Source organism: Tabrizicola sp. M-4 (genome assembly GCF_051132405.1).
Classification (GTDB): Bacteria; Pseudomonadota; Alphaproteobacteria; order Rhodobacterales; family Rhodobacteraceae; genus Paragemmobacter.
This window is the reverse complement of record NZ_CP128606.1, coordinates 2,642,809-2,656,297: the sequence shown is the minus strand read 5'-3', so window position 1 is coordinate 2,656,297 and position 13,489 is coordinate 2,642,809. Positions and strand designations below refer to the sequence as shown.

At 62.1% G+C, this 13,489-nt stretch carries 12 protein-coding genes; 10 read left to right on the top strand and 2 right to left on the bottom strand.

The features are described from left to right. Positions 1-229: 229 nt before the first annotated feature. The gene (locus TabM4_RS12980; RefSeq protein WP_434612954.1) at positions 230-817 is read left to right on the top strand and encodes an acyl-homoserine-lactone synthase; all 588 of its coding nucleotides are present in this window, start codon (positions 230-232) and stop codon (positions 815-817) included. Here TabM4_RS12980 and TabM4_RS12975 read toward each other — a convergent pair. Then, the gene (locus tag TabM4_RS12975) at positions 753-1,859 is read right to left on the bottom strand and encodes a response regulator (RefSeq protein WP_434612951.1); all 1,107 of its coding nucleotides are present in this window, start codon (positions 1,857-1,859) and stop codon (positions 753-755) included. The genes TabM4_RS12980 and TabM4_RS12975 overlap by 65 nt on opposite strands. 389 nt (positions 1,860-2,248) lie before the next feature. Here TabM4_RS12975 and TabM4_RS12970 point away from each other — a divergent pair, with 389 nt between their 5' ends. The 9 genes from TabM4_RS12970 to TabM4_RS12930 all read left to right on the top strand — a co-directional run bounded on the left by TabM4_RS12970 (position 2,249) and on the right by TabM4_RS12930 (position 12,610). Next, positions 2,249-3,592, top strand: coding sequence for an NAD(P)-binding domain-containing protein (locus tag TabM4_RS12970; protein ID WP_434612949.1), 1,344 nt, complete (start codon positions 2,249-2,251; stop codon positions 3,590-3,592). A gap of 254 nt (positions 3,593-3,846) precedes the next feature. Beyond that, positions 3,847-5,235, top strand: coding sequence for an ammonium transporter (locus tag TabM4_RS12965; protein ID WP_434612946.1), 1,389 nt, complete (start codon positions 3,847-3,849; stop codon positions 5,233-5,235). 24 nt (positions 5,236-5,259) lie between these two features. Then, positions 5,260-5,424, top strand: coding sequence for a hypothetical protein (locus TabM4_RS12960; protein WP_434612943.1), 165 nt, complete (start codon positions 5,260-5,262; stop codon positions 5,422-5,424). Between the two features lie 286 nt (positions 5,425-5,710). Next, positions 5,711-7,465, top strand: coding sequence for an APC family permease (locus TabM4_RS12955; protein ID WP_434612940.1), 1,755 nt, complete (start codon positions 5,711-5,713; stop codon positions 7,463-7,465). Between the two features lie 249 nt (positions 7,466-7,714). After that, a complete protein-coding gene (locus tag TabM4_RS12950; protein WP_434612937.1) occupies positions 7,715-8,851 on the top strand; it encodes an aminomethyltransferase family protein in 1,137 nt (378 codons plus the stop codon). Between the two features lie 78 nt (positions 8,852-8,929). Further along, positions 8,930-9,553, top strand: a complete 624-nt coding sequence (locus tag TabM4_RS12945) for a dimethylamine monooxygenase subunit DmmA family protein (protein WP_434612934.1) — start codon at positions 8,930-8,932, stop codon at positions 9,551-9,553. Then, on the top strand, positions 9,550-10,515 hold the full coding sequence (locus TabM4_RS12940; RefSeq protein WP_434612931.1) for a PDR/VanB family oxidoreductase: 966 nt from the start codon (positions 9,550-9,552) through the stop codon (positions 10,513-10,515). The genes TabM4_RS12945 and TabM4_RS12940 overlap by 4 nt, the downstream gene beginning before the upstream one ends. Before the next feature lie 11 nt (positions 10,516-10,526). Beyond that, positions 10,527-11,570: a heme-dependent oxidative N-demethylase family protein gene (locus TabM4_RS12935; RefSeq protein ID WP_434612929.1), complete on the top strand. Its 1,044-nt coding sequence runs from the start codon at positions 10,527-10,529 to the stop codon at positions 11,568-11,570. 32 nt (positions 11,571-11,602) lie between these two features. Next, on the top strand, positions 11,603-12,610 hold the full coding sequence (locus TabM4_RS12930; RefSeq protein WP_434612927.1) for a GlxA family transcriptional regulator: 1,008 nt from the start codon (positions 11,603-11,605) through the stop codon (positions 12,608-12,610). On the opposite strand, the gene TabM4_RS12925 is transcribed toward TabM4_RS12930, so the two are convergent. Beyond that, positions 12,611-13,453, bottom strand: a complete 843-nt coding sequence (locus tag TabM4_RS12925) for an EamA family transporter (RefSeq protein ID WP_434612925.1) — start codon at positions 13,451-13,453, stop codon at positions 12,611-12,613. Between the last annotated feature and the right edge of the window lie 36 nt (positions 13,454-13,489).

Below are 13,489 nucleotides of genomic sequence, written 5' to 3'. Positions count from 1 at the left end.
GCCACAGTTTTGCCGGATTCCCGGATTTCGACTAAAATCGGCTGGTTTTTTCCGTCGCCCCCGGCAGAAGATTTGTTAATCATTGTTGATACTTGAGAACGCCATGGTCAGCCTTCCTCCGCACAGACGAAATGCTCGGTTCGCCGAACTGTCCGGGACTGAAGGGGCGCAAGAGGGAGGAGCGCCCCGCGTGACCGATGGTGAAGAGGCACTTGTAGCAGGACGTTTGATGCTGACGACGACACTTTCCTTCCAGAACATGCATCAGCACGGCGATCTGTTCGTGAATCTCCTGCGTGCGCGGCGCAAGTCTTTCATCGTGCGCAACAACTGGCGCTTGCCCGAGGCCGAGGGCATGGAGTTCGACCAGTACGACACGCCCGCCAGCCGCTGGATCGCCGTGCATGAGAATGGCGAGGTGCTGGCCGGAGTGCGACTCACGCCCACGACGGCGCGGGTGGGGATGTACACCTATATGATTCGGGACGCCCAGCGAGGGATGCTTGAATCGATCCCGTCGGATCTGATGAATTTCGAGGCACCTGTCGATCCCAAGATCTGGGAGGCCTCGCGCATCTTCGTGTCGAACAACGTGCCTGCGAAGCTGCGCAAGAAGGTTCAGGGCGACCTGATGTACGAGATGATCCGTACGGCGCGCTCGCTTGGCGCGCAGAAGATCATCGCCTTCGGTCCGGCGGTTTGGCCGCGCTGGATCGGCCGGCTTGGCCTGAAGGCCACGCCGGCGGGTCCTGTCATGGAGCTTGACGGCGTGAGGGTGCAGGTGGCGGTGATGGATCTCGACCCGCGCCTGCATTGAGATCGCCGCGCAGCCGGGCAAGATCCTCGTTCAGGACCTGACGCAGCAGCCCCTCATAGGCGGAGCGCTCCTGTTCCCCGCGATAGCGGGCCAGCGACCTTTGCTGTACGCTGCGGACGATCCGGGGCGTGGCCCCCATGATGTCGAGCCGACGTTCGACCGAGGCCACCGCCTTCGACACGCATTGGAGCGAGCCGAAGCGGGTGAAGGCGCCCAGCGAGGTGCGGTCGCCCACTGCGACGGTGATTCCCTGACCCACGAGGATGGCGTCGTTCATGTGGGTTTCGATGTCGGCCGGGGTCAGGCGGCTGCGGTTGTGGCTGACGCAGAGGAAGACGCCCTGACCGCGATAGGACAGGACGCTGCTTTCGCCCTCGGTCGCCTCTGCCAATGCCTGCGCGACAAGGCGCAGGTGCGAGAGGAATTCGGCCGGACGGTTTTCCGAGTGGATGCGTTCGATATCGACGATCTTCACCGCGATGACGTTCGAGGTGAAGAGCTTCGCGCGGGTGAGCGAGGTGATGTAATTCTCGAAGGCCAGATAGGTGATGGTGCGCGGCACCTGACCAAGGTCCAGCGGATCGTTCAGGGACAGCGCGGGCAGGGTGCGCAATTCGCGCTTGAGCTGTTCGATGGCCACGAGGCCATCGTTCACGCGGCGGCGTTCCTCGATCAGGCGATGGGCCATGCCGATGCGGGCATTGAGTTCGACCATGTCGAAGGGTTTGGTGATGTAATCCGTCGCCCCGGCCATGAAGGCGCGTTCGATATAGTCGCGCTGCGACATGGCGGTCAGCATGAGGATGGGTGCCTGCCCATAGGCGGGCAGACCGCGGATCTCGCGGCAGAGGGCGATGCCGTCCATGCCGGGCATCTGGATGTCGAGGAGAAGGCAGTCGAACGGGGTCGTCGTGGCCGCGATGACGCCCAGCGCCTCATGCGCGGAGCGGGCGCGCGACATGCGTTCATGTCCCGAAAGGGCCAGCGCTTCGGAAAGCAGGTCAAGGATGGTGTCGTCGTCGTCGACGGCAAGAATCTTCATGCTGGAACCAGCTGCCTAAGGACGTCCAGGGAACCACTGGTACAGAACACGGGCACACGGTCGGACTTCCGTGCGCAGTTACCCACCTTGCAAACAACCTAGACGTCCTGTTCCGGGCAAATGATGGCCACAGCGGGGCATAAATCCGGCCTTTTGGACCTTTGGCACGAAAATCCGCATCTTTTCGGAGGTTTGTTTCCCTTTCGGCTGCCTCGTGCCAACAGGGTTGGCCGCTGCTGCGAGCGGGGGCAGGGGCGGGCATGGGAGACAGGCGGAAAGCTGAGGTTGCGACAAATAATTTCATGCAGGGAAAATAATTTGACGTGCAATGCGCGCCGCGTTTAGCCTTCGGCAAAAGACGACACATAAGAATGCACATGGAGGTTACCTTGAAGAAGCGTGTTGCCGTCATCGGCGCCGGGCCATCCGGTCTTGCCCAGTTGCGGGCGTTCCAGTCGGCCAAGCAGAAGGGTGCCGACATCCCCGAAGTCGTCTGTTTCGAGAAACAGTCCAACTGGGGCGGGCTTTGGAATTACACTTGGCGCACCGGTCTGGATGAGAATGGCGAGCCGGTGCATTGCTCTATGTATCGCTATCTTTGGTCGAACGGGCCGAAGGAGGGGTTGGAATTCGCCGACTATTCCTTCGAGGAACATTTCGGCAAACAGATCGCATCCTATCCGCCGCGCGCGGTGCTGTTCGACTATATCCAGGGGCGGGTGCAGAAGGCCGGGGTGCGCGACTGGATCCGTTTTTCCACGACCATCCGTATGGTGCGTTACAACGCGGAGAAGGGCAACTTCACCGTCACGGCGCATGATCTGAAGAATGACCGGATGTATGACGAGGAATTCGACAATGTCGTCGTCGCCTCGGGCCATTTCTCGGTGCCGAACGTTCCGGAATATCCGGGTTTCGACAAGTTCAACGGGCGGGTGCTGCATGCCCATGACTTCCGCGACGCGCGGGAATTCTCGGGCAAGGACCTGCTTTTGCTCGGGTCGTCCTATTCGGCCGAGGATATCGGATCGCAGTGCTGGAAATACGGGGCGAAGTCGATCACGGTCGCCTATCGCAACGCGCCGATGGGCTTCAACTGGCCCGACAACTGGAAGGAAGTGCCCAAGCTGGAGCGGGTGGATGAAACCACCGCCTATTTTGCGGATGGCACGTCCAAGAAGATCGACGCCATCATCCTCTGCACCGGATACAAGCACCATTTCCCCTTCCTGCCCGACGACCTGCGGCTGAAGACGGCGAACCGGCTGGCGACTGCGGACCTCTACAAGGGTGTGGCCTGGGTGCATAACCCGAAGCTGTTCTATGTGGGCATGCAGGACCAGTGGTTCACCTTCAACATGTTCGACGCGCAGGCATGGTGGGTGCGCGACGCCATCATGGGGCGGATCGCCATTCCGGCGGACAAGGCGGTGCTGCTGAAGGATGTCGCGGACCGCGTGGCGGGCGAGGATGCGGGCAAGGACGCGCATGACGCCATCCACTATCAGGGCGATTACGTGAAGGAGCTGATCGCCGAGACGGACTATCCGTCCTTCGACGTGGACGGAGCCTGCGAGGCTTTCTTCGAGTGGAAAGAGCACAAGAAGAAGGACATCATGGGTTTCCGCAATAATGCCTACAAATCGGTGATCACCGGCACGATGGCCCCCATCCACCACACGCCATGGAAGGATGCGTTGGAGGACAGCATGGAAAGCTATCTGCGCAACTGAGCGCAGGGCGGCAGAGCCATGGAAGGCCCTGGCAATGCGCCGGGGCCTTTTCGCTGGTGGGGTTTGCGATTCAAGGCTGCGTGATTCTGGGCAAAGCTTGGCGGATGCGCCGATGTTTGCCCGATATCTGTGCAGACGCTGCATTGCCCGGAAACAAAGTTGAACCGCGATAAGCGCATTTCCCAAGCTGTGCTTCACTTCTTCGCCTAGCCGCCCGGCACGCATCTGGCGGCAGGAGCAACGGGGAAAATATCATGGAAGAGCAAATCGCGGCTTTGGCGGCCGAACTTGCCGCCCTGAAGGAAACCACGGCGGGGATGAACAAAACCACCGCCGAGACCTTCTACTGGCTGACCATCCCCCTCATGGTTCTGATCCATGCGGGGTTCCTGTCCTATGAGATGGGGGCATCACGGGCAAAGAACGCGCTGGCCTCGGGGATCAAGAACATCCTCGCCTTCGCCTTCATCATCCCGACCTTCTACTATGCGGGCTGGTTCATCTATTGGGCCTTCCCCACCGGGTTCAGCATGGCACCGGGGCCCATCGGCACCTCGGGGCTGGAATATGCCCTTGCGGCGGCAAGTCCCGTGGGAACCGCCATGGGGCCGAACGTGGCTGACAGCGCGACAGGCGTCTTCTTCGGGGCCTTCGCGATGTTCGCGGCGACCACGGCTTCGATCATGTCGGGTGCTCTGATCGAGCGGGTGCAGATCGTGGGTTTCACCATCCTTGCCATCGTGCTGGGCAGTTTCGTCTGGATCCTTGGCGCGGCATGGGGCTGGCATGCGGATGGCTGGCTGGTGACCGCGCTGGGCTATCACGATTTCGGCGCGTCGGGCGTGGTGCATGCCATCGCGGGCTTCTTCACGCTGGGGGTGCTGATCAACCTTGGCGCGCGGGTGGGCAAATTCAACGCGGATGGCACGGCCAATGCGATTGCGGGCCATTCCATGCCTGCGGCGCTGGTCGGGCTGATGCTGATCATCGCGGGCTTTTGGGGGTTCCTCATGGGATGCGTGATCTTCCCGGGTGAGGCTTGGAGCTGGGGTTCCGGCATCTTCCACAACATCTACGGCACGCCGGTCACCCTTTCGGCGATGACCTTCAACATCCTGATGGGTTTCGCCGGAGGGGCAATCGCCGCATGGGTGATGACGCATGATCCGTTCTGGATGATGTCGGGTGCGCTGGGCGGGATCATCTCGGTCGCGGGCGGGCTTGACCTGTACTGGCCGCCCATGGCCTTCGTCATCGGGGCGATCGGCGGGGTGATCATGCCGTTGGTCGCGGCACGGGTGGAGAAGCTGAGGATCGACGATGCCGTGGGCGCGGTGGCGCTCCATGGCGTGGTGGGGGTCTGGGGCGTGGTGGCGGTGGGCATCTTCGCCGCCGGTTATCCTGCACTGCCCGCCGAAGGGGCGCCGACGATCACGCTTTACGGTCAGGTCCTTGGCGCGCTGGTCATGGCGGTGCTGGGCTTTGTGCCGGGCTATGTGACCTCGCTTGTCCTGAAGAAGCTGAACCTGTTGCGCGTGCCGAAGGAGGCCGAGGTCATCGGTCTGGACAAGGTGAAGGTCCCGATCGAGGCCTATCCCGAATTCTTCGGCGGCGGCTTGGCGACGAAGACCCCGGCAGAGTGACATCACAGGAAAGGACGCATCATCATGTTGGTCGGAACGAACATCACAGACTGGGCGGCCGTGGACGGTGCCTATTATGCGGGCGCCGGGACCGAGGCGATCTGGCTTTTCCTGTCGATGATCCTCTGCGTTGCGGCGCTTGTCCTTGGGGCGCGGCATGAGAAAGGGGCCTACAAAAGGGTGAAGTAGGCAAAGGCCAGATCCGTTTTTCTTCAGGCTTTTCAAGGGCCCGGGGCGATCTTGCCCCGGGCCTTCGCCATTCTGGCATAACACATGCACAGATTTATGCATGCGCAGAAAAACTAGGAAAAAAAGTTTCGCGGGAATGAAAATTTTCTCGCCTTGCTGGTTGTGCCGTGCTTTCCTGACCGGGCTGAACCCCGGCATGGCCGTGAGGACCAGACAACACGAACCCGGACTGCGCGCGGGGATAGGCCGCAGGAACCGGGGGCAACAGGGAACAAGGGAGTTCTAAATGTCTTCAACCGCAAGCACCGGCGAGCTTCAACGCGCGCTGGATTGGAAGGGCGCCTTCTGGGTCGCGGCGGGTGTTCCGCCGCTTGTGCTTTTCTCCATCGGGGGGATCTCGGGCACAGTTGGGCAATATGCCTTTGTGGTCTGGATGCTTTCGATGCTGATGGGCTTCTCGCAAAGCTTCACCTATGCCGAGATGGCGGGGATGTTCGGCAATAAATCCGGAGGAACCAGCGTCTATGGTGCCACGGCATGGCTGCGTTATGGCAAGCTGATTGCGCCCTTGTCGGTGTGGTGCAACTGGTTCGCCTGGTCACCGGTCCTGTCGCTGGGCTGTGCGATCGCGGCGGGTTACATTCTGAATGCCCTTTTCCCGATCCCGCTTGCCGACAGCCAGCCCGTGCTGGATTGGGTCGCGGCGAATATCGGTAGTTTCACCGCTGATTCGGAGGCTGTAGTTGCCTATATGGCCGAAAATGCCGGCGTGACGGCAGAGCAGGCCATCCAAGCCGTTGCCGCGAATGCCGGGGTCGAGGCGCTGACGCCGTGGTTCCGGGTCTATGAGGCTTTCCAACTGACCGTTCCGGGGTTGGGGACGCTGCATTTCAATTCGACCTTCATCATCGGCGTGGCGCTGATGCTGATCATCCTTGCGATCCAGGAGCGTGGTATCGCTTCGACCGCATCCGCGCAAAAGTGGCTTGCGATCATTGTTCTGATCCCGCTTCTGCTGGTTGGTTTCGTTCCGATGCTCACCGGCTCCATCGACTGGATGAATGTCACCAACCTGATGCCGCCGAATGCGGGCGATGATGGGTCTTGGAACATCGGTGGCTGGACCCTGTTTCTAGGCGGGATGTATATCGCGGCATGGTCCACCTACGGGTTCGAGACTGCGGTCTGCTATACGCGCGAGTTGAAGGACCCCAAGCGCGATACCTTCCGCGCGATCTTCTACTCGGGCCTGCTGTGCATGGTGTTCTTCTTCCTGATCCCGTTCTCGTTCCAAGGCTATCTCGGTCTGGACGGCATGACCGCGCCGGGCATCGTCGAAGGGACGGGCGTGGGTGAGGCCATGGGCAACATGATGGGCGGTGGACCGGTGGTGACGCAGATCTTCGTCGTCCTGATGATCATCGCGCTGTTCCTTGCCATCATGACGGCCATGGCGGGATCGTCGCGCACGCTCTATCAGGGTTCGCGGGACGGTTGGCTGCCCAAGTTCCTTGGCACTGTCAACGAACATGGCGCGCCGCGCCGGGCGATGTGGACGGATGTGGCTTTCAACGTCTTCTTGCTTGCACTGGCATCGGATGCGACGGGCTATTTCTACGTGCTTGCCATCTCGAACGTGGGTTACATCCTGTTCAACTTCCTGAACCTGAACGCGGGCTGGATCCATCGGATCGACAGCGCGCATATGGATCGGCCCTGGACCGCGCCGACATGGCTTATCGGGCTGAACACGATGCTGGCCTTCGTCAACGCGCTGTTCCTTGGTGCGGGAGCGAAGGTCTGGGGCTATGAGAACGCGCTGTGGTCGGGCCTGATCTTTGCTTCGTTCATCTTCCCGGTGTTTTGGTATCGCCATTACGTCGTGGATGGCGGCAAGTTCCCGAAGGAAGCCTATGACGATCTGGGGCTGCCCTATGGCGATCTGGGGGAACGGAAGGCAGGATTCCTGCCCTATCTCGCGCTGATCGCCGGGGCGGCGGTGGTGCTTTGGGCGAACTGGTTCTTCGTTCTGCCTGGCTGATTGCCACGACCAAGTTCCAAGGAAAGGGCGGCCCGCAGGCCGCCCTTTTCATTGCCGAGAATCGGGGTGGGGCTGGGGATACGAGACCTGCCCGTTCTGCGGGCGACGCGCGGCGGTTCCGGGCGGGCCGGGGCGGTTTCAAGGCGAAAACTTTCCCTGAGAGGAAAACTTTTTGCACAAGAAGGTTGATTTCGCAGATTGATGGTTGGAGAGTAATCGCAATGAACAAGTCCATCGGGAGGGACGGAAATGACGAATTCTTGGCGCTTCTCCACGCTCGGCGACCGCCACCGCGCGCTGGGGTCGAACCTCGAGGATTGGAGCGGGATGGGGACCGCGTGGTCCTATGACGGTGATCCGAACGCGGAATACATGGCCATCCGCACCAAGGCGGGGCTGATGGATGTGTCGGGCCTGAAGAAGGTCCATATCACCGGGCCTGCAGCCAGCCATGTGATCGAACGGGCGACGACCCGGAACATGGAGAAGCTGATGCCGGGGCGGTCGGTCTATGCGACCATGCTGAACGATCAGGGCAAGTTCATCGACGATTGCGTGATCTACCGGATGGGGCCGAATGCCTTCATGGTGGTGCATGGTTCCGGTCAGGCGCATGAGCAGCTGACCATGGCCGCCACGGGACGCGATGTGTCCATCCGCTTCGACGACAACCTGCATGACCTGTCGCTGCAGGGGCCGTTGGCGGTGGATTATCTGGAAAAGCATGTTCCGGGCATCCGCCAGCTTCCCTATTTCGCCCATATGCAGACCAGCCTCTTCGGCAAGCCCGCCATGATCTCGCGCACGGGATACACGGGCGAGCGGGGGTACGAGCTCTTCGTGCGCGGGCAGGACGCGCCGATGATCTGGGACCGCATTCTGGAAGAGGGGAAGTCGATGGGGATCATTCCCTGCCGGTTCACCACGCTCGACCTGTTGCGGACGGAAAGCTATCTGCTGTTCTTCCCCTATGACAATTCCGAGATGTACCCGTTCGAGAACGAAGGCCCCGGCGATACGCTTTGGGAACTGGGCCTCGATTTCACCGTGTCCCCCGGCAAGGTGGGCTTCCGCGGCGCGGAAGAGCATTACCGGCTGAAGGGCAAGGAACGGTTCAAGATCTGGGGCCTGAAGATGGAAGGAACGAATGTGCCCGGCAACGGCGCGCCGGTGTTCCGCGACGGCAAGAAGGTGGGGCTTGTGACACAGGCGATGTATTCGCCGCTGAACAAGCACAACATCGCCATCGCCCGCATCCCCGTGGATTGCGCCAACAACGGCACGAAGCTGGTGGTGAACTGCGCGACGCATGGGGAGATCCCGGCGGTCACGCATTCCATGCCCTTCTACGACCCCGAAAAGAAGCGGCGCACAGCCAAGGATTGACGCAAGAAAAGAAGGGGCGCGCCGTGGGGTCACGGCGCGCCCCTTTCGCAACCGGGGTCAGCCGGAACAGACAGAACCATGAGCCAGACCGTTTTCGAAAAGACGATCCGCAGCCGACCCGTCTATGGCGTGCTGCAACCGCGTGCCGGGACCGCGCATCTTTGCGTGGCCGATGGGGAAGGGGCGGATGCCATCCGTGACCTCTTCGCCAAGGCAGGGGCCGAGGCGCCGGCGATGCTTGCGCGCACCCATATCATCTATGTGCCCAGCGCCGCGAATGGCACCGACCGTTTCGATATGCTGGAGCGTCTTGGTGCGGCGCAGTGCCACCGCTCTCCCACCTTCTGGGCAGCGGAACCGCGGCTGAAGAAGGTGCTGGCCGATGCCCATATGGGACTGCAGGTCTATCTGGCGGGGACCGAGACGCTTATCGGGCTTGCCCAGCGCGACGTGATGGAGGCAGGCCTTCCCCATGAAGCGGTGCAGACCGAACATCGCGGATCACTGGCGCGCCGGGTGCAATGCGTTCATTGCAAGGGGGTCACGGAAAACGTGACCACCGATCCTTTCGTCTGTTCGCATTGCGGGCTGAACCTCTTCGTCCGCGACCACTACTCCCGCCGCCTCGCGGCCTTTCAGGGGGTGAATATCGACGCCGAGGATCCGGGCCAGGTGCCGCCGGCGGTGGAGCGTTTCAAATGAGCGTCGGAGCCCCCAGACTGGATGTCGTCGTGACCGAGGTGGTGGAGGTCAACCCTCTCATCAAACGGTTCAGGTTCGAGCGCGCGGATGGCGGCGAGATGCCCCATTTTTCCGGCGGGTCGCATGTGGTGATCGAGATGGACGATCACGGCACGCGGCGGATGAACCCCTATTCGCTGATGTCCGATCCGCAGGACACCAAGGGATATGAAATCTCGGTCCGGCGTGACGATACGGGGCGGGGCGGGTCGCTTTTCATGCACCGCCATGTCGTCCCGGGGATGCGGATGCAGATCGGGCATCCGGTCAATCTTTTCCCGCCGGATTCGCGGGCGAAGAAGCATCTCTTCCTCGCCGGCGGTATCGGGATCACGCCCTTCATGTCAATGATGGCCCAGCTTGCGCCGATGGGGCAAAGGTTCGAATTGCACTATTCCGTGCGGTCCGAGGCGCTGGGTGCCTATGTGGAACGTCTGAAAGGTGCATATGCCGAACGTGTCCACATCTATGTGGATGAGCGCGGAGAGGCGATCAACCTGAAGACGTTGCTCTCGACCCAGCCGCTTGGCACGCATCTTTATGTTTGCGGACCGAAGGGGATGATCGACTGGGTGAAGTCCACGGCCACGGGCATGGGCTGGCCTGCCAATACCGTCCATTCCGAGGAATTCCTCGCCCCGCCCGTGGGCCAGCCCTTCGAGGTGGAACTGGCGGCCTCTGGCAAGACCGTCACCGTCGGCGCGGCCCAGTCGATTCTGGAGGCGATGGAGGCGGCGGGTGTGGAGGCCCCTTATCTTTGCCGCGGCGGGGCCTGCGGGCAATGCGAGACGAATGTGCTGCGCTGCGATGGGCATATCCACCATCACGACCACTGGCTTTCCGATGACGAGAAGGCCGCCAACACCAAGATCATGCCATGCGTGTCGCGGTTCGAGGGCAAGACCCTCGTCCTTGACCGATAAGGGGGGAAGCGATGGGCTTCGAGTTCAACAACGAGACGTTCCGCAACGACTTCACCTTCCGGAACTCGGAACGCGCGATAAAGCGCTTCCCGTTCCCCTTCGACCGCGACGACTACATGTATTCCGTCAACATGGAGCCGCATGTGCCGGGGCGACCGGGGTCGGTCTTTGAACATGCCTTCGACGTGGACGAACATTATTTGGCCGAGATGCGCGATCGCGACCTTGTTCTGAAGGAGGACCCGCTGCGCTGCCAGTCGCTGCCGCATATGGAACTTGCGGGCTGGGACCTGCTGGAACTGATCATGGAGAGCAAGGCGCGGGACTATCCGCACTGGTTCGAACTGCACAAGAACGGGAACAAGTGGCATTGGATCAACCGTCCGATGCAGATCGAGCAGAAGTTCACCTTCCTCGACCCCTCGACGCTGCCCTATGGGCCGATGGAATATATCACACGCCAGACGCAGGGGGATTTCACGCTTCAGGATCAGCGGGATGAGAACCTGTGGATCGAGGCTGGGATGGTGACGACGCAGGCCGACTGGTCGCTGGATTTCGACATCGGCATGAGTTTTCACGAATGGCACGCGCCCGTTCCGCTGGCGCATGAGAAGGGCGTCTTCGACCGCGCGCTGAAATTCCTGCTGAAGCTGCAGCACGGCGCGCCCGTGCGGCGGTTCAACTGGACGATGACGGTGGACCCCCTGCTGGACACCAGCCCAGAGAATTACCCGAAATGGGGGCCGAACAAGACGACGCTGACGATGGACACGGTAGGCCACCGCCAGCATCTGCGGGTGGAATTGCAGACGCTGTGGCGGCTGCCGCGGTCGAACGCCATCGCCTTCCCGATCCGCTGCTATCTGATCAAGTTCGAGGAATTGGTCACCCAGCCCAAATGGGCGCGGCGCCTGCACCGCGTGGTACGCGACCTGCATCCCGATCTGGCGGGCTACAAGGGTTTCCTGCGCAACCGCGACCTGCTGGTGCAGTGGCTGTCGCAATATGACGACGGCAAGCCGACCTCGCCGGGCTGGTGGCCCGAGGATTGATCGCAACCGGGGTAAGGGAGGGCCGCCGCGACATGACCGAGACGGGCAATCCGACCAAGCTGGGTTTCCTGCTGTTTCCCGGCTTTCCGATGGCCTGCCTGACATCGGCCATCGAACCCCTGCGTGCCGCGAACGAGATCGTGGGGCGGCGGGAATTCGCGTGGAAACTTCTGGCCGAGGAAACGGGGCCGGTGCGGTCTTCGGCCGAGGTGAAGTTCGACCCGGATGCCACCCTGACGGAGGCAGAGGAACTGGATTACCTGTTCTTCCTGTCGATGCCGCAATCGAATTTCGTCCATCCCAAGCGGTCCAACGCGCAGATACGCTGGATGGACAGGTCGGGCGTGGTGCTGGGCGGGTTCTCGGGCGGGATCTTCCCCTTGGTCCGATCGGGCGTGATGGGCGGGCATGTCTGTTCGGTCCATTGGTGCTATGACGCGGCCTTCAAGGGCGAATTCCCCGATATCGCGGCAAGCCAATCGGTGATCATCCGCGACAGGCGGCGGCAGACGGCCAGCGGGGCGGGGGCCGTGTTCGACCTGATGCTGCGGTTGATCGAAGAGAAGCTGGGCCGCGACACGATGACCGAGGTCGCCTGCTGGTTTCAGCATCCCTTCGTGCGCACCGATGACGCATCCCAGAAGGTGCCGGTGCAGAAACGTGGCGGCACGGACGACATGCTGCCCGACACGATCCGCCATGCGATTCAGGTCTTCTCCGACCATATCGAGGACCCTGTGCAGATTTCGGACGTGGCGGAGGCGCTGGGAATTTCCGAGCGGCATCTGGAGCGCAGCTTCAAACAGGCGACGGGGCAGAGCCCGCTGAAATACTACCGCCTGATGCGGCTCAAGAAGGCGCGGCAGAAGGTGCTCTATTCCACCCAGTCGATCACCGAGATCGCGATTTCGGTGGGCTATGCCAGTTCTACACCCATGACGCGGCACTATGCCGAAGCCTTCGGGGTGAACCCGGCGGATGAGCGGCGGCGGCTGGTGGGGCTGCGGGGGCTGGCCGGGGCGCTGCCGCCGTCGGAGTGATCAGGCAAGGCCCAGCGCTGCGATCCCGGCAAAGACCAACGCCACCCCGCCCCATTGCGAGGCCCGCATCGGTTCGCGCAGGAAACGCCAGGCCAGAAGAATGGTCACGATCCCGAAGACGGACGAGGCGACCGAGGCGTATTCCGCATTCTCCATCCCGCCCGCCAGAGTGACGGCGCTGACCGCGCCCACATCCAGCATCCCCATCAAGAAGAGCGCGGGCCAGATCGCGGGAAGACCACCCAAGCCGGGGCGGCGCTGCAGCAGCCAGAGGGCCGCGATGAACAGCGCCGTGCTCCGGGTGATGGCCGCCACCGGCATATGCGCCCCCGTTTCCGCCGACCACTGCGCCAGCCCGAAGGTGACCGCGAAGGAGAGGGAGGCCAGCGCCGCCCATCCCGCCGCCGCCGTGCGGCTGCCAGAGGATGCCCCGCCTTCGCCACGCGCCACGATGGCCACGCCCGCCACCACGGCCAGCACCGCCAGCCATTCCTGCATCCCAGCCTCTTGCCCCCGTGCGACGGCGAATAGGACAGAGAGCACGGGATAGGACCCGCAGATCGGCGCCACGAGAGAGACGGGCCCGATGGTGAAGGCACGATAGAGCGCGATATTGGCGCAAACCGCGCCAAAGCCTGCCGCCACGGCCAGCATGGCCTGCTGCGGCCCGATGGCATCCCAGCCCCCGATGAAGAGAGCAATCGGGACCAGCGGGATCAGGCCGAAGACAGTGACCAGCGCGAAGATCGCCGCCACATCGGCCCGGCCCCCCACGCGGCGGATGGTGAAATCATGCAGGCCCCAGAACAGCGCGGCAACAAGACCCAAGGAAAGTGCAATCACCGCTTTGCCCCGTTTTCATCATCATGGCGCTTGCCC

Excerpts from the sequence above, each read along its gene's own strand:
- TabM4_RS12955 (WP_434612940.1), top strand. The coding sequence starts at position 5,711 with ATGTCTTCAACCGCAAGCACCGGCGAGCTTCAACGCGCGCTGGATTGG.
- TabM4_RS12935 (WP_434612929.1), top strand. The coding sequence starts at position 10,527 with ATGGGCTTCGAGTTCAACAACGAGACGTTCCGCAACGACTTCACCTTC.
- TabM4_RS12960 (WP_434612943.1), top strand. The coding sequence starts at position 5,260 with ATGTTGGTCGGAACGAACATCACAGACTGGGCGGCCGTGGACGGTGCC.
- TabM4_RS12945 (WP_434612934.1), top strand. The coding sequence starts at position 8,930 with ATGAGCCAGACCGTTTTCGAAAAGACGATCCGCAGCCGACCCGTCTAT.
- TabM4_RS12980 (WP_434612954.1), top strand. The coding sequence starts at position 230 with ATGCTGACGACGACACTTTCCTTCCAGAACATGCATCAGCACGGCGAT.
- TabM4_RS12950 (WP_434612937.1), top strand. The coding sequence starts at position 7,715 with ATGACGAATTCTTGGCGCTTCTCCACGCTCGGCGACCGCCACCGCGCG.
- TabM4_RS12975 (WP_434612951.1), bottom strand. The coding sequence starts at position 1,859 with ATGAAGATTCTTGCCGTCGACGACGACGACACCATCCTTGACCTGCTT.
- TabM4_RS12965 (WP_434612946.1), top strand. The coding sequence starts at position 3,847 with ATGGAAGAGCAAATCGCGGCTTTGGCGGCCGAACTTGCCGCCCTGAAG.
- TabM4_RS12930 (WP_434612927.1), top strand. The coding sequence starts at position 11,603 with ATGACCGAGACGGGCAATCCGACCAAGCTGGGTTTCCTGCTGTTTCCC.
- TabM4_RS12940 (WP_434612931.1), top strand. The coding sequence starts at position 9,550 with ATGAGCGTCGGAGCCCCCAGACTGGATGTCGTCGTGACCGAGGTGGTG.